This is a genomic window from Endozoicomonas sp. ALB091, from assembly GCF_049310265.1.
GTDB lineage: Bacteria > Pseudomonadota > Gammaproteobacteria > Pseudomonadales > Endozoicomonadaceae > Endozoicomonas.
The window spans coordinates 292,239-316,936 of sequence record NZ_JBLYNQ010000008.1; the positions used below are offsets into that span (position 1 = coordinate 292,239).

Below are 24,698 nucleotides of genomic sequence, written 5' to 3' on the forward strand. Positions count from 1 at the left end.
CTCTCCAATGCTTGATAAAAATTATTTAGCGAGGACAAACTCGCTGCCTCCATGCTTTGTGGCAAGGGATTGTCTTGTTAATCAGCCGCAAGTGACGGAAAACTGTAATGATTTACAGTATTGATCTGATAAATGGATATTCAGAGTTGCCGACCTGGATATTATTAAGACATTTTGTGTGGATAATAGTTCCCTGGACGGTCACAATCTTTGGTCTATTCTCGGTCCCCAGAGCCCTGCGCCAGCACCACATGCACAAGCTGAGCATACCAATCGCAAATTTCATGCAGGGTGAATTGTTGACCGATATCGGCAATGGCTTCTTTGAGACTTTTGTTAATAAATCCGGAGGTGATTAATCTCCGGTTTTGCATTGTATTTATTTATTCACGAAGTAACTTATCACGCAGTGCTTTCCAAGCCTTGAATGTAACCTTTACTTTAACAGGTTCTAATCTCTCCCAAACGTCAACAAAGTTTTTATGTTCTTCTTCATCAATTAATTCAAATACTTTTTGTCTAACCTTATTTGCGGTATCCACAGTATCAACAGTGATAGATAACTCATAATCATAAAATAACTTAACGCTGGAAATATTCAGCTCTCCACTCGGGTTAAGCCCATGTTGTATTAATGTACTCACATCATTAACAGCTTGAAAAGGTTCAGGAGTTGATAACCTGTTTAATGTAGAGGTATTAACGTCATCATCATAATCCGACTGATCATCATGCCACGGATCAACATCTTTCCAACCTTCAGGGATAGTGATCACAGGCGAACCATCAGGCACCAAAAAGCTGTCATCCTTAATGACCATCTCAAGCAACCGATTACCTTTGCTGCCTACAATGGCTATATAGCTGGGGCAGTCAATATTAAAGGTGTTTTCGCCCCCCCTTGAAGCCGCTGTTGCAGCAGTGGCAATTGTGCTGTCAGCACCCTGTTCGTCAACGGATACTTTGATTTTCTGCACCATCCGCAGATTATAAGTGGGTGATGGGTTTAACCTGGACAAATCCTGAGCGGTTATGGATGTTCCCAGGGCATCTGTAATTTTTTCCAGTAGTTCAGTATCACCACCTTTCTTAACTTCTATAACTGGAAGATCCAGCGTAATCTCCGTTTTATTTTCATCCAATTTGCCAATCAGATGGTTAATGGTTTCAGAATCAAGTTTGTTAATCGCTGTCGCACTGGTCTTGTTCGGTGTTATCGCGACCAATTTAAGATCTTCCCCATTTTCCGATCGGAAATCTTTGGCAATGGCAGTAAACACTTTATTGCCAGCAAAGTGTAAATCTTCTTTTATACGCATCTTCCTGACGCTTTTCATAGTTCCATCTGCACACAGAAAACGGCTCGAAGCCTTACTATTCAGGGGAAAAGCTTCCCTCCAGACACCCCGGATTTCCATTACATTACCTAATACCAATGAAATCTGGTTCCGCTCAAATTCAGTAAGATCATCAAATAACTGTGTGATTTTTCCTTTGGTTTTCTTTTTAACAAAAGTATCTGCGGCGTCCGCTACGTTCTCTTTATCAATTTCCAACGTTTGGGTTTGATAACATTCAGACAGTATCCGGTCAAGATACTGATCCGTGGTAATAGAGGCTGTACCAACAAAGTTAGCGGCAGAGATGATCTTGCCAGTTTCATCATAAGGTCGGTCTTTGCTGAATTCACCAAGCTTTTGATGGATTTCCATCTCCAGCTCTTCAGTTAACGAGCCCGGGGGGATTTTCAGGAGCAATTCCTTCTTGGCGTTATCTTTCATACAGGCCAGAACCATGCCCAGAACCGGTGCCAGGCTGGCAGAAGACACTACCCTGCTTTTTTTGTCGGTAATACTCAGGATCGCAAACGATACGGTATCCATCAGTTTTTCAACGATATCAGAGGCCGATAAATCGCTCCGGGAGGATGTGTCCGGGGGAGTTAATGGCTCCAATGGCACTGATCGTGTTGGGCCTGACGATATCGGTCCCATAATATTCTCTCCATTTGATAATCATTAATGAGTCAGAAAATACGATTTCATTTGGTTAACTACTTACTGATGATTGACAGTATCCGGTCACGTATTGCCATCCGCTGTACCTCTGTTATTAATGCCGCCCGTTCCCATTGTGGCGGTATCTCTGCCCGAAGTTCCGCCAGAAGCTGTTGGGCTTCTGTTTGTTTGTGGGATATGCCCTCAAGCCACTGTAACCAACGCAGATCAAGGGTCGCTTCATGCAAATCAAGAAAACGGCGATGAATGTCCAGAACTTCCGGACACCGGCTGGCAGATGGGTAGATATACATAACATCCCCCTCCCGACCATCGATGGGATCAAATGGGTCGGCAGTCGGCATACGGCCATGCCATTGTAAATAGCCCTCAGCACCGGATCGCCAGAGATACAGGCCAGCTGCTAACCGGGGTTTGGGCATGTTGTATAGCCAGACCGTGCTGTTTTCCTGCCAATCGTCAATATTTTCTTCGGTCACTTCGGTGCCGTGGTTGATCAGGAGAAGATCCGTTACTTCGGCAAGTTCAGCCTGGTGGTCATGGTTCAAATGGCCAGCCGTTTTCAATGACAGAGCGTTATCGGTTAGCACTCTGGCGGTGTTCTTTATTTGCGAGAAGTGATCTTTGGCTGGCTCGTCAAAAATTGACCAGTAAATTTCAGGGAGATTCTGGTTCTCTGATAACTGTTGCAGCTGTTTTAAGTCCGCTATTGCCTCTGCTTCGCCCTTCTGACTTAACAGGCGTTTCAACGGTGCGTAAGCCAGAATCTTACCGTTGAAGCCAAAGCGTACTAATTGCTGCAGTTGCTGAATAAACGTCTGTCGTCCGGTCTCGGTGCCAGGTGTTGCCAATGCCGGGGCAACCGTGCTGAAACCGTGGGAAGCCAGCAGGGAAAGATCGCAGGAGGTGGCATTGGCACTCTGTCCTGCCAGTGCCTTGAACCACTGATAGTAAGGTGGCGGTTCCAGATAGAGGCCTACAGGGGTTTCCAGTTCTGGCAGCACGGTCGGAAGTACCCGTACATTATAATGCAGCAGCCGCAGTTCACCACCGCTGAACAGCTGAATCATACCAGCGTAGTCGCCAGCGCGTGCTTCAGCGGGAACTTCCACCTGAACATAGAGACGTCTGGGCCTTTTGCTGGAGAGACGAAGGCTTGCCATATCGGCACGGAGATAGCTGTCATCCAGTATCAGTGACGTGGCATTGGGCGTTGGTCTTTCATAGCGCCAGTGCCCATAGCGGGTGATGACGGTTAAGGGTTCTCCATCCGACGATTTGGGCGGGGAAACCACAACGGCGGGTGCAACATCATCCATCGGGCTTGCTATTTCAAAGGTCAGGTTCAGCAGGCTGTTTCTGGCTGCCAGATAAAAAGTGTCATCATCTTTTACCTGCTGGCTGATATCTGCCAGTGACAGTGAGTCTGGCGGGGTGTATGGCTCAGTCGCTACAGGCCATTGATTTAGCAGGCGTTCCTGTCGTTTTTTCTGGGTGGCCTGGGCAAAGGTACCTTTAATAGGTTCCAGAACCAGAGCCGCCAGGTATCTGGCGTCATAGTCACCGGTCAGATCGATAGTCAACATCCCGTTGATGACACCAATGTTTTTGCTGATAAAGTGACTTCGGCGTTCACCAACCAACGCCCACAAGTCCCCATCGATACCGCCTTCTTTTTTCCTGCCAGCCAGATAAACGTCATTGATCCACTGCTCTTGAGTAAACTTCTCATCAACGATGGTGGTGCCATTGGCGATGATTTGCCGTTTAAGAAAGTGAGGCAGGTATTCCCATTCCCCTTGATCCTGTGTCCACAGGCTGAGTTTCCATAATCCATCAGACCAGGGGATCTGCAGGCTGGTAACCCCGGCAATACCATCCCGAATCAGTGCATCACCGGAAGTACGAACCCGTTCGGTGATTTTGCCTTGCAGGTATGAGCTGTTTTTGCCAATGGATTCAAAGCCGGGGAAAGCCGCACTGTCGCCTGAGCCAAAATCCAGCGCCAGGGTGTTTTCGGGCAGACTGGCGGCGGAGCTGATATGGATTTTTTCCAGCTCGATGCCCGCCCACATATCGGCACTGAACACAAACAGTTTGGTGTATGGCTGTGTAAACGGTTGTCCGCCGGATGTTTTCAGCCCTGAGAGGGGCAGTACCACGGCAAACGGACCGGGTGAGAGCGTAAACTCCTGGTTGACCCTGGACCGGTAATCTGCGGAGTTTTCATTATCAATCCGCACAATCAGGATTTGCTGTTTGTCTGAGCCATTATTACCACTGATGATCAGCTCAGATCCATTTTTAAAGTCGGACTGCTGGAAGGTGTGGATAAAGGGAGGGGATTCCGCTTCACTCAGCAGCAGGTTTTCATCATTTGCCGAAGAGAAAGGACTGCTAAGGCTTAAAATACAGGCAGCTGATGCAAACCATTGTCTGGTCGTTCTGCCAGTTAACCTTGCTTTCGGCCATATTAACTTTCGAAGCATGTACTCAATGGCCTGTTCCATGATCCTTTCAGCTGCCTCACAGTTGTTTGGGGGTAGCCTTAATATCGACGGAAAGAAGACAGTTTAAAGAATCTGAAATGGAGGGGGAGACAGGCGCTAATCCAGAGATCAGCGCCAGTGGTCAGATTGGCAGAGTCAGGCCAGGGCACCCAGAAAATTCTTCAGGGTAATAATAATGATCACCAGAACCATCAGGGAAAAATCCAGCCCGCCAAGGGGTGGGATCACTTTGCGTATACGGCTGGTGAGTGGCTCGGTAATCTGGAACAGCAGCATCAGTCCAGGGTTATAGCTGTTCGGCGCTACCCAGCTGGCGATGGCAATAATGATCAGACTGAACATATAAATATTCAGAAACTCGATGCCCAGTTTAATCAGGCTGCTGATCAGGACGCTGGGGAAAGGAATGGTCGCCGGAGAGAAACCGCCTATCAACAGCAGTACATAGAGCAGTGTGATCTGAAGTATCAGCGCCAGAACCAGAGAGGCCATGTCCACACCGCCATAACCGGGAATTATCTTGCGGATGGGGTTGAGCAGTGGCGATGTGGCTTTCACGATAGCTTGAGAAATCGGGTTATAGAAGTCGGCTCGAACCAGCTGAAGCAGGAAGCGAATCAACACAGCCATGATATACAAACCGCCCAGGGTCTGGATCAGGAAGCTGAGACTCGAAGAAAGTGCAGACATAGAGTGTATTGGTTACCCTTTGGTCAAAATAATTTAATAATCTTTGCGCATATTACCGCTTTCCATCGCCCGTCAACAGAATCAGTCTTGCAGCGTTTCTGCCAGTTCTATCGACCGGTTGACGGCAGCATTCATCGCCTGTGCCACCAGCTCAGGCAACCCCTGTTCCTGAAACGTTTTTATGGCCTGTTCCGTGGTTCCGTTGGGAGAGGTAATGCGACGACGAAGCTCGGCGACATCAACATCACTTTCCGTTGCCATCCTGGCAGCCCCCAGGGCCGTTTGCAGGGTCAGCTGTCTTGAGGTTTCTGTATCAAGGCCAAGGCGAACACCGACCTGTTCCATAATTTCCATCAGCAGGAAATAGTAGGCCGGGCCACTGCCGGAAACGGCAATGACCGCATCAATTAACGACTCATGGTCGACCCATCTGGCAATACCAATGGCATTAAAAATATCATCGGTCAGCGCTTTTTGGGCAGTACTGACGTTTTTGTTAGCAAACAAACCGCTGGCACCGCATTGCAGCGCAGAAGGTGTGTTTGGCATGCTGCGCACGATCGAAAGGTGCTCGCCTCCCCAGTTCTGCAGACTTTCCATGGTAATGCCGGCAGCGACGGAGATAACCAGGGCATCCGGTTTTATGGACGGGCTTAAGTCGGTCAGAACCGCTTTCATCACCTGTGGCTTCACACAAAGCATAATGATGTCCGCCTGGCTGACGGCCTGGTGGTTATCCACGGTGGTGGCAATATTAAATTTTTCACGGATATCGGACAATGTTTCTGCCGTTCTGGCGGAAGCAATCAACTGGTAGGTTGGCCAGCCATTATTGATCAGGCCACCGATAATACTGCTGGCCATATTGCCAGCACCGATAAAAGCAATGGTTGATTCATTCATGCGTTGCTGTCCCTTTCAGGCGCTTGATGGGCAGAGGTTCTGGAGCCAAACAGTGCAGTACCAATACGGACCATGGTTGAACCTTCCTGAATCGCTGCCTCAAGATCATCCGTCATGCCCATGGACAGGGTGTCCATCGTCAGTGAGAACTCGGTATTCAGGGAATGTAACGCATTGGTCAGTGCCCGGAAAGGCTCGCGCTGTCGGTCAGGGTCGGTTTCCGGGGCGGGAAGAGCCATCAGGCCACGCAGCTTCAGGTGGGGTAAACGGGCAATGGAGGTTACCAGCGCTGGCAGCTCATGCAGGCGGATCCCGGATTTTGACGCTTCGCCGCTGATATTCACTTGCAGGCAGATATTTAACGGGGGGAGCTCCCGAGGACGTTGATCATTCAGCCTTTGCGCGATTTTCAGCCGGTCAACACTGTGAACCCAGTCAAAGTGGCTGCTGATATCCCGGGTTTTGTTGGACTGGATTGGACCGATGAAATGCCAGTGGATATCCACAAGGTCACTGAGCTCATCCATTTTGCCCAGGGCTTCCTGAAGGTAGTTTTCGCCAAAATGCTTTTGACCCAGATGCCATGCTTCACGCACCATAGAGGCAGGTTTGGTTTTGCTGACTGCCAGCAGTTGCACTTGCCCGTTGCGATTGCAGGCTTGCTCAGCTTGATGAATTCGGTCATAAACCCGTTGAAATCGGTTTTGTAATAAGGTCATCAGGTTGTACATTACCGGGTAAATAATAAATTGGCAGGAAGATTGTCCGGGAATAGCGCTATTCCCTGACAATCTCATAGTTTACCTGCTTCCTGGTGTAAGGGGGATAATAAATGGATATTACTGAGCTATTGGCGTTCAGCTATAAACAGGGGGCTTCGGATCTGCATCTGTCGGCAGGACTTCCGCCAATTATTCGAATCGACGGTGATGTTCGCCGTATCAATCTGCCGCCCATGGAGCAGAAAGAAGTTCATGGTTTGATCTATGACATCATGAACGACAAACAGCGTAAAGATCTGGAAGAGCACCTGGAAGCGGACTTCTCGTTTGAAGTACCGGGCGTTGCCCGTTTCCGTGTCAATGCTTTCAATCAAAACCGGGGAGCGGGGGCGGTGTTCCGGGCTATTCCCAGTAAAGTACTGACCATGGATGACCTGGGCATGGGACAGGTATTTAAAACCATTGCGGATAAACCCCGGGGGTTAGTGCTGGTGACTGGCCCTACCGGCTCTGGCAAGAGCACCACGCTGGCGGCCATGATGGATTACATTAACGACACCAAATATCAGCATATCCTGACCATCGAAGACCCCATTGAATTTATCCACACCCCGAAAAAGTGTCTGGTTAACCAGCGGGAAGTGCATCGGGATACTCATAGCTTCAGCAATGCCCTGCGCTCTGCGTTGCGTGAAGATCCCGATATTATTCTGGTTGGTGAGATGCGTGACCTGGAAACGATTCGTCTGGCGATGACCGCTGCGGAAACCGGTCACCTGGTGTTCGGTACGTTGCACACCACCTCGGCGGCAAAAACCATTGACCGTATCGTCGATGTATTTCCGGCGGAAGAGAAGTCCATGGTGCGTTCAATGCTCTCGGAATCACTCCAGGCTGTGATCTCGCAAACACTTTTGAAGAAAAACGGTGGAGGCCGGGTAGCTGCCCATGAGATTATGCTTGGCACGGCAGGTATTCGAAACCTGATTCGCGAAGATAAAGTTGCCCAGATGTACTCGGCCATTCAGACCGGCGGTGGACTTGGCATGCAAACACTGGATCAGTGCCTGACGAACCTGATGAAAAAGGGACTGATCTCTCGTGATGTGGCCCGTGAAAAGGCCAAGGACCGTGACGCATTCTAGGAGCCTGTCCGAGAATAGCGCCCGTAGCGAGGATGGCAGAAAATTGAGGATAAAAATTCCGTTTTGTGAGGTGAATAGCGGGGCTATTTGCCGAACAAAACGGAATTTTTAGACCAATTTGCTGCCACCGCAGTAGGGCAGTCTATTCTCGGGCAGGCTCCTAGGTCTTTCAGATCACCGTTTGCCGGGAGTGAGCACCGGGCTGTCTTTTAACGTCAATGTGATGATAAATGGATATTGAAAAATTATTAAAACTGGTTGCCGTAAAAAAAGCATCGGATCTGTTTATCACTGCCGGCTATCCTCCCAGTGTCAAGCTTGACGGACGTTTGATACCTGTCAACAAGACACCGTTGACGGCCGCAGAAGCAAAAGATTTTGTGCTTGGGGTAATGGATGAGAAGCAGCGCCTGGAGTTTGAGCTGAAGCATGAGTGTAACTTTGCCATTGCCAAAATGGGTATTGGCCGGTTCCGGGTCAGTGCTTTTCAGCAGAGAAACCAGTCAGGGATGGTTTTGCGCCGAATTGAAGAGAAAATACCCGGTTTTGAACAGTTGAAACTTCCACCTATCCTGAAAGACCTGACCATGGTCAAACGAGGGCTGGTTATCCTGGTGGGCGCTACCAGCACGGGGAAGTCGACAACCCTGGCGGCGATGCTTGGCTATCGTAATGAAAACGACACAGGTCATATCATCAGCATTGAAGACCCCATTGAATTTATCCATCAACACAAAAGGTGCATTGTAACCCAGCGGGAAGTGGGGATTGATACCAAGTCTTATGAAGTCGCGCTGAAAAATACCCTGCGTCAGGCTCCTGATGTCATTATGATTGGTGAAATTCGCAGTCAGGATACCATGCAATATGCCCTGAACTTCGCAGAAACCGGCCATCTGTGCCTGGCAACGCTGCATGCCAATAATGCCAACCAGGCATTGGATCGCATTCTTCACTTTTTCCCTCCGGAACATCATCACCAGGTGTGGATGGATCTTTCCCTGAATCTGAAGGGCATTGTCGCCCAGCAGCTGGTTCCTTCTCTGGATGGCACAGGGCGGCTTCCGGCCATAGAAGTGTTACTGAATACCCCCCTGGCCCAGGATATGATTCGCAAAGGTGATGTTCATGCACTGAAAGAGTTAATGAAAAAATCCCGGGAGCTGGGCATGCAGACTTTCGATCAGGCATTATTTGATCTCTACAACCTTGGTGAGGTCAGCTATGAAGACGCCATCCGGCATGCTGATTCTGCAAACGACTTGCGTCTGATGATTAAGCTGGGTTCAGAGGTGGATGAGAGTTATCTTACCCAGCGTTCCGGTAAATTGACCTTGCAGATGGAAGAAGCCTAGGAGGCTGACCGAGAATAGACTGCCCTACGCGGTAACTGCTCCTGCGTTGCTCTAGCTCCTGCATCCATGCAGTCGTGCGGTGGCAGCAAATTGGTCTAAAAAGCCGGAAATTTTTAGCAAATAGAACCACTATTCGCTAAAAATTTCCGACTTTTTATCCTCAATTTTCTGCCATCCTCGCTACGGGGTCGCCTAGACGGGCGCTATTCTCGGTCAGCCTCCTAGAAACGCCGACTCTTGATCCCGAGAACCTTGCCCATGCCTTCTTTACACAGGGCAAGTTCCAGGGAGCTGCGAATCACCTGCGCATTGTCGTGCTTCATTAAATCCGACAATATCATTTTTGCACGATCCATACCGATGCGCCTTAACACCCATTTTACTTTTAACAGATTCACGGCACTCATCGACAGCATATCGAAGCCCATGGCCATTAACAGTACCGCTGCAGCAGGGTCACCCGCCATTTCACCGCAGATACTGACGGTCTTTCCTTCCTGATGGGCATCGTCCGCAACTTTCTGCAAGGCATGCAGTACGGCGGGGTGAAAGGAGTGATAAAGGTCAGATACCCTGGGGTTGTTGCGGTCTACGGCCAGCAGGTATTGAATAAGGTCATTTGATCCGATGGAAAGAAAGTCGACACGTTGTGCAAGGTCCTTGACCATATAAACGGCAGCGGGCACTTCCACCATCACACCCACCGGTGGCATGGAGACTGGCAGGCCTTCAGCAAGCACTTCCGCATGGGCCCGGTGAATCAGGTGTTGCGCTTCCTCGACTTCAAAAATACTGGATACCATTGGCAACATAATCCGGAGATTATCCAGCCCCACGCTGGCTTTCAACATGGCCCGGACCTGCACCAGAAAGATTTCCGGATGATCCAGTGTTACCCGAATCCCCCGCCAGCCAAGGAAAGGGTTATCTTCCTTGATAGGGAAATAACTCAGCGACTTATCCCCGCCAATATCCAGGGTTCTCATGGTCACGGGGCGTGGCGCAAAGGCTTCAAGCTGGTGTCGGTAAATCTTTTCCTGTTCGGATTCACTGGGGAAGCGATCCCGAACCATAAAAGGGACTTCAGTCCGATACAGACCAACGCCTTCAGCCCCTCTGTCCAGTGAGCGGATGGTATCGGTCATCAGTCCGGTGTTGACCCAGAGCGGAATACGGTAATTATCCGGGGTCTCACAGGGCAGATCTCTGATGGCTTCCAACCCCTTACTGAACTGATTTTCCTCTTCCAGCACTTCGGTGTAATAATCCAGCAACTCCTGGGCCGGAGATGAGTAAATCAGGCCAAGATTACCATCCACAATCAGCTTTTTACCGGACAGCTTATGGAAAGGCAGATCAACCACCCCCATGACGGTAGGCACGCCTAAAGCGCGGGCAAGAATAGCCACATGGGAATTACTGGAGCCTTGCTTGGAAACCAGACCCGCCAGTGACTCCTGTGGCACCTCGCCCAGCATAACCGGAGAAAGCTCCTCACTGATCAGAATGGTATTCGCCGGGTATTCAACCCTCGCATGCTCTCCCTGCTGGAGATGAGAAAGTACTCTGCGCCCCAGGTCCCTGACGTCGGCAGCCCGTTCACGGAGATAATGATCGTCCATCATTTCGAAATTGCGGATATGCTCTTCGATCACCTGTCTTAAGGCACCCTGTGCCCAGGATCCACCCCGAATCCGCTCTCTTATCTCCTGCCCAAGGGCCCGGTCATCGAGCATTCTCAGATAAACATCAAAGAGTGCATGTTCCTCGGCAGGTAAGCGGTCAGACAGTCGTTCAGCGGTGTCTTTCATCTCTTTTCGCACCGCAGCCAGCGCATCGTCCAGCAAGGTGAGTTCCAGATCTATATCCTTGCAGGTACGCTCAGGTACTGCACCAAGATCGGCCGGAGGCGTAATCACCACCGCCTCACCAATGGCTACCCCTGTGGCACCGGCACTCCCCTGAAAGCGAGCAATTCGTTTTGTGCGGGTGGGCGTGGAGACATTATTGATCGAGCCGGTTGCCTGGGCATGGGCAATAACCCCTGCCAATTGGGCCGACATGGTGACCAGAAACGCTTCTTCATGTTCATCAAAACGTCGCTGCTCAACCTGCTGAACCACCAGCACACCCAGCGTATTACGGTGATGGATAATGGGGACACCGAGAAAAGAGGTGAATCGCTCTTCTCCGGTTTCACGGATATAGTGAAATTTCGGGTGAGAAGCGGCATCTTCGAGGTTTATGGGCTCTTCCCGCAGCCCCACCTGCCCAACAAGACCTTCAGAATGAAAGAGAGTCACCTGTCCGACCGCGGAAGGGTTCAAACCCTCTGAAGCCATCAGCGTATAAGAGGTGCTCTCAGAATCGTATAGATAGACCGAGCACACCTCGGTGTTCATGGCACCACGAACCCGCTGCACAATAATCTGCAGTGCCACCTGTAGATCAGAGGCAGAACTGACTTCCTGTATGATATTGCGCAGGGTGTTTAGCATGTCTATCACGTATCCGGTCTGATAAGTAGTTGGCCAAATGGAATCGTATATTTCTGGCTAAGTGGGCAGTTGCTATGCAAGGCGCAACGTAGGGAGCATAGCCGTAGCTATGTGACCGGAGTTGCAACGCCGCAGAGTGACTGACAACTTAGTCAGAAATATATGATTTCATTTGGTTAACTACTTAATACTTGCTGCAACTACTTTAACAGTACAATAGCAATCCATGGCAAATTATATTGCCTGTTAACATCTTTCCTGTTATTGCAGCCCACAGGTTTAAAGAAATATCCATTGGGCCCGGGAGGCTGGACGGAAGCTTAAGTCCGACAGGCTCATGGCAACCTGTCACCCCCCTCTGGACTGTAACTTCCCAATTCTGGGTACCAACTCTTTCAGCGCCCGCCTGTAGACTTCCCGTTTAAAAGAAACCACCTGACCAAGAGGGTACCAGTAACTCACCCAGCGCCAGCCATCAAATTCCGGAGACCTCGTGTGGTCAACCCGAATACGGTCATCATTGCTCAGCAGCTGCAGCAAAAACCATTTCTGCTTCTGCCCGATGCACAGCGGTTGCTGATCCCGTCGGACGAGACGTCTTGGTAGACGATAACGTAACCAACCCCGGGTGCAGCCAAGGATTTCTACATCTTCAGGATGAAGACCTATCTCCTCAAACAGCTCTCTGTACATGGCATCTTCCGGCGTCTCCCCATCATTGATACCACCCTGGGGAAATTGCCAGGCATCCTGCCTGATCCGCCGAGCCCACAATAACTGACCGTGATGATTCGCCAGGATAATGCCTACATTTGGCCTGAATCCATCGATGTCAATCACGTATATGGCTACCTTAGAGCCACCATCCTATGGTACGAATACCCCCCCACTTCCAGGAACATAATCATAACCCCACACTAAAACGGGGCATGAAGCTGACTGTTCAAAGAACAACAGGATTTAGACGCAATCACTTGTCGGTGGCCACTTAAACTATTACTTATCACGCATTGTTTCACAAACGGATACAATACAGCAAACCTTCAGGGTGAATGGCGATTGGAACTATCAAACTCATTGACATGACGTACCAGAAGGCTGTTCGAAAATATCCGGTATAGACTGCACTACTACACGGATGCAGAATCCAGAGGTAACAAGGGGGCCTTTGTTACAGAGGTCCGTTTCTTCCCGAACAGCCGTTTGTCTTCCATTGATTGTGAGTAAAGCCGGTTATACCAGTCATTTGCTGAACGACTGAATTCAGGGTCCACGTCGTCCTGGAAAGCGCGCATGGCGATGGTTATATACTGGTAGGTCTTGTCGGCTAAAGCTCTTGAGCCATCAAAGCAATTCATATAGTAATGAATAGAGTCCAGATACTCACCTTTTCTGAAAAAGATAAACCCCAGTTGCTTATTTATGGCCATGAAGTACGTGTGTTCATTTGCATATTCATGCACAGACAACTGCTGGAACAGAGTGTCGATGGCCAGATCCAGCTGATTCAATCGGGTTAATGCTATCGCTACATTAAGGTTGAAATGATAATTCAGCTTTTTACACTCCAAAGCAAAATTCAAGGCACAAGTCCAAGACGCAAACCAATTAGGATCTCCTGGCTTCAGGCTCGCAGCCAGGGATTCCAGATCTTTCCATCGGGTAATGGCCCATTTCATCTGATCTGGCACCAGATACTCTGTGTAAGTCTGTGAAGCTTCTAAGGAAGACATAGATGAATAATAGAGTGGAAAGATAAAATTAGAGATCTCTACTTTATTTTTTCTTGTCTTTGGCTGCAGGTAATTGAACCAGCAAACAGCATTGGTTACAAATTGTTTGTCATCACACATTCTAATAGTTTGCTTCATTGCGGAATGTATAAATGAGTAAATATAATTAGGGACATCCATCGTGCCTACAAAGCCATGCATATAATATTTTATGGAAGTGACGTAGCTCTGTTCTTTATAAAATAAGAATCCTAACTGTTTATTAACACCCAAAAGATATCTCTGATCATTAGACTTAGCCAGCTGATCAAGCAAAATCTCTTTTGCCCGGTCCATATACTTGAGTCTTGTTAAAGCTTTCGCCACATTTAAATTGTAGTGATAGTCCTCCTCAGAGCACTGCAAGGCAAAATCAAGGGCGTTCTGCCACGCTTTAGCCCATTGACTGCTCCCTCCTTTCTGAGACTTTGCATACCTTTCCAATAAGCCCCAATGGGAAATCAGGATTTTTTTTCTTAAAAAAGCCGGAAGTTGTTGAGAACTGTGTACATCCGCCGCCGATGACTCCAAATGTGCAGCGGTAATTACTTCTTCACCACGGTTGGTCGAAGCGACAGATTCACTTGCATGAGGTGTCTGGGGAGGTGCAAGATCCTGTGTTTTTACAGGGTCAGCACTTGCTTCTGCTTCCAGTGGCCAGAAGTTCGGAAAACTGACTGCTCCAGATTGCTCACCGATACTCAGGTTTTCCATCAAATAAACAGGAGCTGATGCAACATGATCTCCCGATGGGGTGGGTTTGCTTAAATAACCATCCACCGTTTCAGGCCCTGTGTTGGATACCTGCCTTTGCTTCCATAAATGGCTAAAGCTATTATCCACTGTTTGAACATAAGGCTCTGCAAACGGCTGTGGTATCATGCAGGTAGTTGGCAGAAACACAGAAGAGAGGCTCTCTCTTTGCTGATCCACCAGACAAGTTGTAACAGGCGTAGATGGAGAAAACCCGGTCACCGGCACCGCATGAGTCTGTTGGCCTTGCAGGGCATTTAAATGACTCAGAGGAGTCGAATAATGGGCTGGCTTCGGAGCTAAACGCCCTCCATTCTCATCAAGCAGGTTAAACAGATCTTCCTTAATCCTATATCCCGGATCTTGACTATTCGCATTAGCCAGATAATTTGTTCTTGCTTCAGGGGGGCAGTTTGATACTTGACGTTGGCCAAAAACAGCTGAATCAGTCTGAACGGTTTTGCGGTGATCATAATAATTCATCAGGCCAAATGGCGTACCCGGTAATACACCACTATTTCTTTCCATAACAAAACTCAATCGATAAAAAACTATTAGACAGTCTTGGTAATAAAAAATTCAAAAAACTTAATATTCAGAATTGGGTAATTGCTTTTGGGTTGATAAAGAACCTGTATAATCCCGAAACACTCGGCCTGACTAATAAACCGGAGTAACAATGACCCTGGCAATCTTTGATCTGGACAATACTCTCATTGCTGGCGACAGTGATGCCCTGTGGGGAGAGTTTATGGCCGCTAATGGCCTGGTGGATAGTGAAAGCTTCAGGGAAGGTAACCATCGTTTTTATAAACAGTATCAACAGGGGGTTATGGACATCCGGGAGTATCTGGATTTTTGCCTTGAACCATTAACACAATACTCCCTGGAAGCGCTTGCAACCTGGCATGGTCAGTTTATGGCACAGGTTATCAGCCCCATCCTGTTGGATAAAGCACTGGCCAGGATAGAACACCACCGCCAGCGTGGTGATTATATTATGATCATCACCGCCACCAATCGCTTTGTGACCAAACCCATTGCTGACCAGTTCAAGGTAGATGCCCTGCTGGCCATTGACCTGGAGATCAGCGACAACCGCTATACTGGCAACGTTACCGGAATCCCCACCTATCAGCAGGGGAAAGTACTCCGCCTGCAGGAATGGCTCAACCAGCACCCGGAGCACTCAATGGCTGGCAGCTACTTCTACAGCGACTCTCAAAATGACCTGCCGCTGCTGAAGAAGGTCGACAACCCTGTCGCTGTCGACCCCGACCCGGAACTCAAAAGCTTTGCAGAAGCCCATGGCTGGCCAGTTATCAGTTTTCGTTAGTGGCTCTTAAAGGCCATTTATTGAACAGTCAACCGGGCAAAAATTGCTTTGATATAGTCCGTCTCCGGAATGCATGGGTGCACAGGATGATCCGGTCCCTGGTGCCCCTGCTCCAGAATCTGCAGGTTACGGTCAATATGACGACTGCCAGCCCGTAGCAAATCGATCATATTGTCCCGGTGCAAATGCATTGAGCAGGAGGCTGCCACCAGATAACCATCCCTCTCCAGTAGACGCATAGCCAGCTCATTGATGCGACGATAGGCCTGTTCACCAGCTTTCATATCTTTGCGCTTTTTAATAAAGGCGGGCGGATCAACAATAACCAGGTCAAACCGTTCCTGGCTGTCTTTCAACGCCTTCAATGCTTCAAAGGCATCACCTTGCAGAGTGTCCACTTTATGCTGAACCTCATTGAGTTCCGCATTGGCATGAACATTTTCCAATGCCAGGGCAGACGCATCGACGCAGGTCACTTTATCCGCCCCGAAAGCCGCCGCCTGAATGCCCCAGCCACCCACATAACTGAAAACATCCAGAACCCGTTTACCTTTAACATAATGCCGCAGGCGGTCCCGATTGAGCCGGTGATCATAAAACCACCCGGTTTTCTGGCCTTCCATCACCGGAGCCTGAAAGCTTACGCCATTCTCTTCCAGCACCACCACTTCCGGAACCGCTCCGGAAGCGACCTCAATATATTGCGGCAGGTCTTCCAGCTTGCGGGCATTGCCACGGTTCTTGAACAAAATACCTTTAGGTTTCAGAACCTGGTTTAACGCTTCAACAACATCATCCCGAACCTGCTCCATACCCGCCGTGGATATCTGCGCCACCAGTACCTCATCAAACCGGTCAACCACCAGACCGGGCAATCCGTCACTATCACCATACACTAACCGGTAATAGGGCTTTTCAAACAATTGCTCGCGCAGACTGAGAGTAACGTTAATTTTATCAATCAAAAGCGCCTTATCCAGTGGCCGGTCAGCTTCCCGACTGACCAGGCGGGCACAGATCAGGCTATTGGGGTTCACATAAGCCGTACCCAGCGTCTTGCCAAAGGAGTTTTCAATCAGTACGCACTCACCCACGGCAAAGCTGCTCAGTGGTGTGGTCTGCGTATCCACTTCATTACTGTATATCCACAGGTGCCCGAGTTTCAGGCGGCGGTCAGCCTTATTCTTCAGGCGTAATCGTTTTAATATCATGAGCTAACCCCAGCATGAACGCTGTGATGGTAAAACTGAAGCTGGCTTCCAGTGCCGTCAAATGGAAACTATACGCCAGCATTGGCAACAGAGGCTGGCTGATATAAAGATTGGCAAACACCATAAAGGAGCCAAGGCAGAGTGTAAACGTTGTACGCCAGAAGCCTGTTGTCTGTGGACGGATCATAACATCTGTTCCAAAGCAGTCCGTGTCCTGGTTAGAGCGGTTGCCCTCGCCATTTTTTATCACTTTTTAATGTCAGGTTAATCTGGTAAAAAATTAACAGGGCTGAACGCCCGGGTAATGATTGTAATGGATTAAGGGTTACAGTGAATGGAACAATCACTTTATTATCTGATTTATGTCAGTTCTGCCAGTCAACTGATGAACAATGACAGCCTGCTCGCTCTGCTGAACGAAAGCAGAGACAATAACCTGAGCCTGGATATTACCGGAATGCTGTTGTACAAAGGCGGTAATTTCCTGCAGATGCTGGAAGGAACAAAACAGCATGTGCTGCAGGTATATCAGGGAATCTGCAAAGATAGCCGCCACCACAATATCATCAAAATCATATCTGCGCCTGCGGCCTGCCGCAGCTTTCAGGACTGGTCCATGGGTTTTTGCAATATGGAAAAAGAGACCTCGTTACAGGATTTTCCAACCTACATTCATGAAAACCTGAATCTGCGGCAGTTCACTCATGAAACCCATCATGCCCGCAGTTTCATCCAGTCGTTTAACGCGCTTAACTACTGAGAATGTCCTGATTACTCGCGCTTACACGGTACTGATCATCATGACACTGGCAAATATACGGATACCAACGCCATTAATGGAATTTTAGTCTCTACAGAACCTTCACAGGAGCTGTAGAGATGTCTCATAACCATTCCCATAACAACGAAGAACCATTGAACACCCTGCTCCAATCATTGATGGACAGCGCCGATAACCGCTCAACGATGGACCTTCTCGAGTCAGCCCACAAAGGATTTACCCGGGGTGCCAATGACTACGTTGAAGGGGCAACAGGAAAAATATCCCCAGCCGATATTAAAAACCATCTTCGGATTTATCCCCTGGCACAAATGCTGATCAGCATTGTCAAATACCATAAGCTGAACAAGAACACGGATATTATCCGCCAAACAGTTATGGCCTTGCTGGATAGCCTTGATGACAGCCTGCCTTCAGAGTTTGATGAGGCTCAGACACTGGAGTCAACGCTGCACTGAAAACGTTCCGCAATAAGCCAATAAATAAGGGACCTGAGTAATGATTGATCAAAGCGAACTGCAGGAAAAAGGTTACATCATCGTTCCTGACCTGGTGCCCGGGCAGTTACTCCAGCCCGTTATCAAAGCCATTACTGACTTTCTGGAGGTTGATCTGGATGATCCCACAACCTGGTACCGGAAAAACCTGGGCAGTAATGGTATTGTGCCCATTCATCATCATCAGGCATTCTGGGATATCCGCCAGTATGAGCCTGTCTACCGATTGTATGCTGACCTTTTAAAGACAGACGATCTCTGGGTAAGATTGGATCGAGCCTCCTTCAAACCACCCTGGCGTCCGGAGCACCCGGATAAGAAAGACGACAGTCAGATCCACCTGGACAGCCATCCGGAAAAAGTGTTCCTGCCAAGATACCAGGGGATTCTCTACCTGACGGATACGGCGGAAAATCAGGGGGCATTCCGTTGTGTTCCCAGCCTTTACACCGGGAAACAAACGACACTGGATCGCAACTCTCTACTCTTTACCGATGAAGAGCTGAAAGGCCATGATATTGTCCATCTGGCGGGCAAGGCCGGAACCTTCATTCTCTGGGACTCACGCCTGCCCCATGCCAGCAGCCTGAACCACCATTCAAAGCCACGCCTTACCCAATATATCTCCATGTTCCCGGCGGGTACCGAAGATAACCGGGAAGAGCGTATTCAGCTATGGCGTGATAAAAGAGCGCCTGAGCGCTGGCGTAACTTTCCGTATCAACAGGACCCGGAACCCGGGGAGCCCGCTAAACTGACGCCCGTTGGAGAGCAGCTTCTGGGTCTAGGAGGCTGACCGAGAATAGCGCCCGTAGCGAGGATGGCAGAAAATTTCCGACTTTTTGCCCTCAATTTGCTGCCACCGCAGTAGGGCAGTCTATTCTCGGTCAGCCTCCTAGGATCAACATAGTCTTGACTGATGCATCAAGAGCCTGTCTTAGCCTCTGCAATAAGACGAATGGTCGTTTCTGTCAGCAAACTGACCGAACGCCAGAACTGACTTTTTTCTGCTTGCGATTCAGGCTCACTCTTTTGCAGTTGCAGCAAACTTTCTTGCAGTGCTTTCGGGCATAGCGCAGGACGGCAGGGGGCTTCTAGCCCCGGGTAGTTCTCCCGGTAAAAACGGGGCCAGTCAAACAGTATGCCGGGGTCAGCTTTGCCACGAAAGCCGGCAATATGCTCATGACCAAGCACCCTCTCAGGGTCGCGCAAATCAGGATAGTGTTCCTTGAACCTGGCCATCACCTGCTGCAACGACTGGTACTGTGCTTCGGTAAACGGGAATACATTACCGTTATAATTCACCAGCTCGATGCCAATAGAGCAGTCATTGAACCCCTGAACGCCTTCCCACCCACTAACCCCCGCATGCCAACCGCGATAGACATGGCCATCCAGACAGTCAACCAGTTCATAAATCTCACCATCCGTATCGATCACCAGATGTGCAGACGCACAGGACTCAGGGTTCATAAAAATGTCCAGCGTATCTTTCAGGTCTACCGCTGTATAATGAATTACCAGATAATCCACAGGAATTAACCAGTCATCCCTGTTCACAGTTTTTACCCTGTTCACATTCAGAGTCATAAGCTCGCAGCCAGCCAGATATCAATCAACTTATCATTGTCTGATTATCCAGAGACTGCAAGCGGTCACGATGTAACGATAAAGAAATTTTTGGAGGATAAACCATGGCCAAAGGGCTACTAAAGCATCAGGAGCGACAGAGTGCCCTGAGTATGCTGGGAAAGGACCTGGCACGGCGGGCAAAATCGAAATGTGAACTGTGTGAAGCGTCCGGCGTTCCACTGTCCATTCATGAGGTAGAGCCTGTACCCGGTGAGCCAGATCACGACCACTGTCTGATGCTCTGTGAAACCTGTAAAACGCAACTGGAGCAGCCAAAACGTCTGGAACCCAACCACTGGCGATGCCTGACTAAAAGTATCTGGAGCCAGATACCCGCCGTTCAGGTGGTTTCTCTTCGACTGCTAAGAAAATTATCGGAAAGACAGGACTGGGCTATCGAAGCGCTGGAGCATGCTTACCTTGAGCCTGACATTGAGCAGTGGGCAGACGCCGCAAAAATCTGAAAAGGGAGCAAAAAAAGAGCCATTTATTAAATGGCTCAGCGTTCTTTAATCTTTTCGCTTTAACATCACCAAAGCCATCTGGCTATCAAGCACTTTTAGCTTTCCTTCGGCTTCTCTGAAGTGTCTATGAATGCCATTGACCTTTTGATCAGCAATTTGTAGCGCGGCTTCTGTATTCTGATCCGGCATCGTAACCACCACAGGAATCGTAACATTGTCTTCACTATCGCCCATGGAGTCCGTGTAGTGAAGCAGCCCGTTTTTACGATCTCTTAGCCAGGCTAAAAAGTGGCTTTCAGCAATCGTAACCATGGCATCGGCTCCATAAGTGACTTTTTTGTCACCTTGTAACGTGGGCAGGCTAACATCCTTTTGCCAGTCTAATTTACACCTTTTGTGTTTACCCTCATTAGGTATGACCATGAATATGACTTCCGGACAATCATCTTTTCCCTCCGGTAAAAGTGCCTTTAAAGCACCGTTACTGTATTTACCTTTCAAGCCATCAATAAAGATATCGATCAAATCTTGAAAGTTATCCGCTCTCTTTATTTTCGTTGTTACTACATTTCCTGAATGTGGAGTGTTTTGTGAATATCCAGTCAGCACTTCTTCAACTTTGATTCTTTCTCCATTTTCAACTTTTTCTGACTCTCTGGAACGGACGAAAGAAGCATCAAGCAGACAGTGTTTATCCATTCCAAGAATGATTTTCTCGGACAGATTCCCGTCCTTATCAAAGTACTCAAAATTCTTGCGGATTACACCCCTATGTGCATGATGGTGCTCCTTCGTCAGCTTTAAACTCAGGATGTCATTTTCATTATGGTAATATTCAATAGTCTGTCCGATAGTATTCCTGTTGTACTCGTGAGGTTTGGTTTCCCTTTTTTTGAGTTTTAAATTTCCAGGAACTTCTTCCTCCTTTATGGCAGTCATAAAATTTGGTGCTTTTCTGGTAGTTTTTTCTAATTCTTTACGATCATGAGACATCTCAATCAAGGTGACTTTTTGTTTGAGTGACATGGGTACACGCTCTAATTGCGATATACTTTGTAACGGCTCGGCTTCAGTATTTAAATACCCATAGATTTCACTGAGCATCTTGTTAATAAGCTCATTGTGTTCCAGTTGTTCTCCAAAGGGTACAAATTTCAAATCCTTAAGATCAGCTTTAGTTATCTGTTGACCTGTAACCAGAGGAGTGCCTTTGAGAACCATACAACCTGTAGATGAATCAGGAAGAGAGATAACCGTAGCGTATAATGAACCATGTTTTGGAACTGCTGATATTGCTAATGAAATTGCCGCTTTTTTATTGTCATTTATTAATTGTGTGCCATCGATAAATTCCGATTCAACCACAAGCCTTACAGGCCCCCCTTTATTGAAAGCAAAATCGATAGCTTCACTCTTCAATTCGATTGCTCCCAGGCTAAAGTGTGATCTGATCTTATCAAGTTCATTATTTGGAATATATTTATCAGTATTGCCACCAGTATTGAATTTCTTCAGTAGTCTAACTAGACTTTCCAGGGATCTGGCATCATTAAATTTCCTTGAATGTTGAAGTGTTTCAATTCTATGATTGGCATCACTAATCAAGGTATCCAGCACGCCATCATGTGAAAGACACATAAAGAAGGATGCAAGGCTACAGTTATTGTTTCTTGCTTGAATGCCTGCTGGTCTTACCGTTGCTTCACTTGGATGAGTGTTACGTCCGTCGGTATGAGAGACTGCTTGTTGTGGTAATGATGGCCCCTGAAGACATTTTGCCAGAATAATACAAAGTGAATCTCTACCACCATGAATGGCTGCCTTAACCTCCGTGGTAGTCAGTTCTATAGTACCAATATTGCGCCATATCTTTTCCTCGGTAGCGGCATCCATAGGAATTGACTTTTTAAATTGTTTCATTATTTTCGGGATTTGCGCCTCAGTGATTCTGGTATTCTCGGATTGATCAGGCAGCGCTGACGTATCAATCTTTTGATTATTTAAATCAAATACCAGAGAGGGAGTCGGGTCATTCATGCCCAGGGCGACCCAAGGCTCCGCTGCCTGTCTTTGCGGATGGTCCGGCCAATGGGTAGCTTGAGTTTCGGCGCGGATAAGATATCCAGTACCACCATGCCCATCTGGTTTAGTGTCTACGAAATGCCATGAACTATCTGGACTAGATCCTGAGCTGTGACCAGATGAAGGAAGACCTACCTCTTCATTCATTGCCTCCCAAAGAGCCTCACTTAAGTCGTAACCGCCTTCATCTTTCTCAGAGCACCTGGAGTCAGGGGCAATGGTGTGACGACCTCCAACAGCTTCTATGACTTGATTTGACATATTGGAATCAGAAATAGAGTTCTCAGGTCTATCAGCATTAGATGCTGCTGCTAAGGCTGAACCGTGCCCAGCCTTAACAGAAGGGCCTGCGGGCGGGCTTGTTTCCCGGCAGGCGTACTCCGTTTGCAATAACAGCAAAGCCTCCGGTGTACCCTGTTCCCATCGGCGTCCAGCAGCTTTTTCGATAGTATGCTGGTCCAGGTCTGATGAATTAATTATGTCGATAATTTTTTTACGAGTCTCCTCATCCGGGTCATTAGCTCCAAGATTTCGGGCTATTTGTACTATCTGGTCTTCAGTTGCACGCCCCAAATGTTTAGAGTCAGCTTCCGGTGAGCTCTGAGTAAACCGCTGAACAGGGCTGTGTCGAACTTCTTTCAGGGCAGCATCTGAACCTGCCGTGGTTACCGGTGCTGTAGACCAGTTGCCCACTCTCGGTATTGGATGCTTTCGCCTTGCTCCACCGGGATCTGGGGCTTTCGGCAAATTCAGGCCTTTTGCCAAAGCGGAAGTGGCAACAACATTTTGTGAACTGACCTTTGGAGACAGTTCTTCAGGCTGTCTGGCATGCTTTATCGAATTGGCAGCCGCCCGGCCAATCCTGATGTCAAACAAGAGAGATTTGGTCAGATCCTCACCACTCAGACCCAGGAAAGCATCATCAGATGGATCTGCAACCGGTGTCAGTGGCCGATCTTGCTTATTTTTAGTCGGTGGAATGGGCACACATTGCCGAGCTTGTGGTTTAAACCGATCTGACCGGGCATCCTGTATTTCTCTTTGAGTTCCCATACCCGGTGATTGCCTGGATCGGGTAAGTACCGGGCGTTTAATTTTTACTTTCGGTGGTTGAGGAGCGTTTGTTCCCTCTGATTGTCCCGGTCTATTGGCAGCGGTTTGAGCTCGCAGGTCGTACCTGGGTGAGTATTTTTGCCAATTCCCCTCAACTGTTGACTCAGACTTCTTTGCTCTTGAACCCGTTTCAGAATTGGTCGTCCCGGCAACTGGCATAGTCAGGTATGCTGTGGCCACCTCTTCGAGGGCCCGTTTGTGTTCGATATCTAATTTCGTATCAGGTTTCAACGCCTTTAAATGCTGCATGACTGTGACTGAGTTTTGCAGTGTCGACACAGCCTTAAGAACATCCTGTTCAATTACATCATTCATAAATTGGAGTCTTGGGTAAATTTCTTTATGGAAGATTTCACAACATACCCTGGCAATATCACTCAAAGACTTTGCAGAGGAGTCAGTGGCAGAACTTCGGTTGTGGGGTGGAGATAACTGGGTAACTGCAGCCAGTTGGCTTATTGAATAAGCAGAGGTTTTTGGTGCAAGTCGAGGTCCTGAAATATCGCCGATTACAGAACCGGGCCCCGTGCTGCCTGAAACTCCGTAAGGCCGCGCCAGCCTTGTTGAACAGGGACGACCTGCGAATTGCCGCGAGGGAGCAGGTTGTTCTGTGCCATCATTTTTAGCGTGATGTTTATATCTTTCATGAGTACCCGTTTCATGCCTGCGCCTTGCAGATTCAGAGGGGCCAACACCAGGAGAAGAACTTGTTGTTCCATAACCTTTATTCCCAACCTTATTATCCATTTTTTACTCCTTAAATACTCTGGAAAGATTTTTTAACCGTATGGGGTTTTAATCAGCTTATGGATTTCCTGTATTCCACAAGGATTCATTGTTTCGCTTACTTCAAGCAACAGTCATTGCATTCGTTAAGAAATCATATCTTAAGCCTGATTAGGTTCGAATGATTTTCTAATTACTTCTTTTAGATCAATATTGAGGACAATAGTTCATTAAAGAGATAAAAATACCAGGGTAGTAAATCCCCTGGTACTATTAATCTATTGATATTTAAAGACTATCTGAATATCAGGAGTCAATTGATCCACGTCTGGACAATCCATTTAAAATCACTGATTTAATAAGATGAGCCAATGAGCAGCAGGGGATTTCACCATTGCGCAGAATATAAACCAAATCAGAAGCTTGCACTCTGAGCCGGGAGAGCTTTATAGTCATTAGCATGAGACAATTATGCAAATATTACGCTTTC

At 48.1% G+C, this 24,698-nt stretch carries 20 protein-coding genes; 8 read left to right on the forward strand and 12 right to left on the reverse strand.

Going from position 1 to position 24,698, the window contains the following annotated elements; genetic code table 11:
- The first annotated feature begins 107 nt into the window (after positions 1–107).
- Positions 108–359 (forward strand): hypothetical protein, encoded by a 252-nt coding sequence (locus tag ACO6UX_RS17895; RefSeq protein ID WP_422449742.1) that lies wholly within the window; start codon positions 108–110, stop codon positions 357–359.
- Between the two features lie 24 nt (positions 360–383).
- Here ACO6UX_RS17895 and ACO6UX_RS17900 read toward each other — a convergent pair whose 3' ends face one another.
- The 5 genes from ACO6UX_RS17900 to ACO6UX_RS17920 all read right to left on the reverse strand — a co-directional run bounded on the left by ACO6UX_RS17900 (position 384) and on the right by ACO6UX_RS17920 (position 6,852).
- Complete coding sequence (locus ACO6UX_RS17900; RefSeq protein ID WP_422449743.1) at positions 384–1,883, reverse strand: serpin family protein; 1,500 nt, start codon at positions 1,881–1,883, stop codon at positions 384–386.
- 170 nt (positions 1,884–2,053) lie between these two features.
- A complete protein-coding gene (locus ACO6UX_RS17905; RefSeq protein ID WP_422449744.1) occupies positions 2,054–4,528 on the reverse strand; it encodes a hypothetical protein in 2,475 nt (824 codons plus the stop codon).
- Positions 4,529–4,663: 135 nt separating this feature from the next.
- Entirely contained in the window at positions 4,664–5,218 is a 555-nt protein-coding gene (locus tag ACO6UX_RS17910; protein WP_422449745.1) for a YggT family protein, read from the reverse strand.
- 81 nt (positions 5,219–5,299) lie between these two features.
- Positions 5,300–6,121, reverse strand: coding sequence for a pyrroline-5-carboxylate reductase (gene proC, locus ACO6UX_RS17915; RefSeq protein ID WP_422449746.1), 822 nt, complete (start codon positions 6,119–6,121; stop codon positions 5,300–5,302).
- Positions 6,118–6,852, reverse strand: a complete 735-nt coding sequence (locus ACO6UX_RS17920; protein ID WP_422450539.1) for a YggS family pyridoxal phosphate-dependent enzyme — start codon at positions 6,850–6,852, stop codon at positions 6,118–6,120. The genes proC and ACO6UX_RS17920 overlap by 4 nt, the downstream gene beginning before the upstream one ends.
- 101 nt (positions 6,853–6,953) lie before the next feature.
- On the opposite strand from ACO6UX_RS17920, the gene ACO6UX_RS17925 reads away from it, so the two are divergent.
- On the forward strand, positions 6,954–7,988 hold the full coding sequence (locus tag ACO6UX_RS17925; protein ID WP_209200609.1) for a type IV pilus twitching motility protein PilT: 1,035 nt from the start codon (positions 6,954–6,956) through the stop codon (positions 7,986–7,988).
- Positions 7,989–8,218: 230 nt separating this feature from the next.
- Complete coding sequence (locus tag ACO6UX_RS17930; protein ID WP_422449747.1) at positions 8,219–9,343, forward strand: PilT/PilU family type 4a pilus ATPase; 1,125 nt, start codon at positions 8,219–8,221, stop codon at positions 9,341–9,343.
- A gap of 221 nt (positions 9,344–9,564) precedes the next feature.
- Here ACO6UX_RS17930 and ptsP read toward each other — a convergent pair whose 3' ends face one another.
- From ptsP to ACO6UX_RS17945, 3 genes are all read right to left on the reverse strand, one after another.
- A complete protein-coding gene (ptsP, locus tag ACO6UX_RS17935) occupies positions 9,565–11,841 on the reverse strand; it encodes a phosphoenolpyruvate--protein phosphotransferase (protein ID WP_422449748.1) in 2,277 nt (758 codons plus the stop codon).
- Between the two features lie 348 nt (positions 11,842–12,189).
- Positions 12,190–12,681, reverse strand: coding sequence for an RNA pyrophosphohydrolase (gene rppH, locus ACO6UX_RS17940; protein ID WP_101744739.1), 492 nt, complete (start codon positions 12,679–12,681; stop codon positions 12,190–12,192).
- A 290-nt stretch (positions 12,682–12,971) separates the two neighbouring features.
- Positions 12,972–14,894: a hypothetical protein gene (locus ACO6UX_RS17945; protein WP_422449749.1), complete on the reverse strand. Its 1,923-nt coding sequence runs from the start codon at positions 14,892–14,894 to the stop codon at positions 12,972–12,974.
- 151 nt (positions 14,895–15,045) lie between these two features.
- On the opposite strand from ACO6UX_RS17945, the gene ACO6UX_RS17950 reads away from it, so the two are divergent.
- A complete protein-coding gene (locus ACO6UX_RS17950; protein ID WP_209200614.1) occupies positions 15,046–15,702 on the forward strand; it encodes an HAD family hydrolase in 657 nt (218 codons plus the stop codon).
- 17 nt (positions 15,703–15,719) lie between these two features.
- On the opposite strand, the gene ACO6UX_RS17955 is transcribed toward ACO6UX_RS17950, so the two are convergent.
- Both ACO6UX_RS17955 and ACO6UX_RS17960 read right to left on the reverse strand, forming a co-directional pair.
- Positions 15,720–16,913: a class I SAM-dependent rRNA methyltransferase gene (locus ACO6UX_RS17955; protein WP_422449750.1), complete on the reverse strand. Its 1,194-nt coding sequence runs from the start codon at positions 16,911–16,913 to the stop codon at positions 15,720–15,722.
- Positions 16,882–17,100: a hypothetical protein gene (locus tag ACO6UX_RS17960; RefSeq protein ID WP_422449751.1), complete on the reverse strand. Its 219-nt coding sequence runs from the start codon at positions 17,098–17,100 to the stop codon at positions 16,882–16,884. Before ACO6UX_RS17960 ends, ACO6UX_RS17955 begins: the two co-directional genes overlap by 32 nt.
- 147 nt (positions 17,101–17,247) lie before the next feature.
- Here ACO6UX_RS17960 and ACO6UX_RS17965 point away from each other — a divergent pair, with 147 nt between their 5' ends.
- The 3 genes from ACO6UX_RS17965 to ACO6UX_RS17975 all read left to right on the forward strand — a co-directional run bounded on the left by ACO6UX_RS17965 (position 17,248) and on the right by ACO6UX_RS17975 (position 18,987).
- Positions 17,248–17,673, forward strand: a complete 426-nt coding sequence (locus ACO6UX_RS17965) for a BLUF domain-containing protein (protein WP_422449752.1) — start codon at positions 17,248–17,250, stop codon at positions 17,671–17,673.
- A gap of 119 nt (positions 17,674–17,792) precedes the next feature.
- Positions 17,793–18,152, forward strand: coding sequence for a hypothetical protein (locus ACO6UX_RS17970; RefSeq protein ID WP_422449753.1), 360 nt, complete (start codon positions 17,793–17,795; stop codon positions 18,150–18,152).
- 40 nt (positions 18,153–18,192) lie between these two features.
- Positions 18,193–18,987, forward strand: a complete 795-nt coding sequence (locus ACO6UX_RS17975; RefSeq protein WP_422449754.1) for a phytanoyl-CoA dioxygenase family protein — start codon at positions 18,193–18,195, stop codon at positions 18,985–18,987.
- A gap of 128 nt (positions 18,988–19,115) precedes the next feature.
- Here the strand turns inward: ACO6UX_RS17975 and ACO6UX_RS17980 are convergent, their stop codons facing one another.
- A complete protein-coding gene (locus ACO6UX_RS17980) occupies positions 19,116–19,781 on the reverse strand; it encodes an N-acetylmuramoyl-L-alanine amidase (protein ID WP_422449755.1) in 666 nt (221 codons plus the stop codon).
- Between the two features lie 104 nt (positions 19,782–19,885).
- Here ACO6UX_RS17980 and ACO6UX_RS17985 point away from each other — a divergent pair, with 104 nt between their 5' ends.
- The gene (locus tag ACO6UX_RS17985; protein ID WP_422449756.1) at positions 19,886–20,287 is read left to right on the forward strand and encodes a phnA protein; all 402 of its coding nucleotides are present in this window, start codon (positions 19,886–19,888) and stop codon (positions 20,285–20,287) included.
- A gap of 45 nt (positions 20,288–20,332) precedes the next feature.
- Here the strand turns inward: ACO6UX_RS17985 and ACO6UX_RS17990 are convergent, their stop codons facing one another.
- Complete coding sequence (locus tag ACO6UX_RS17990; RefSeq protein WP_422449757.1) at positions 20,333–24,229, reverse strand: hypothetical protein; 3,897 nt, start codon at positions 24,227–24,229, stop codon at positions 20,333–20,335.
- Positions 24,230–24,698: the final 469 nt, after the last annotated feature.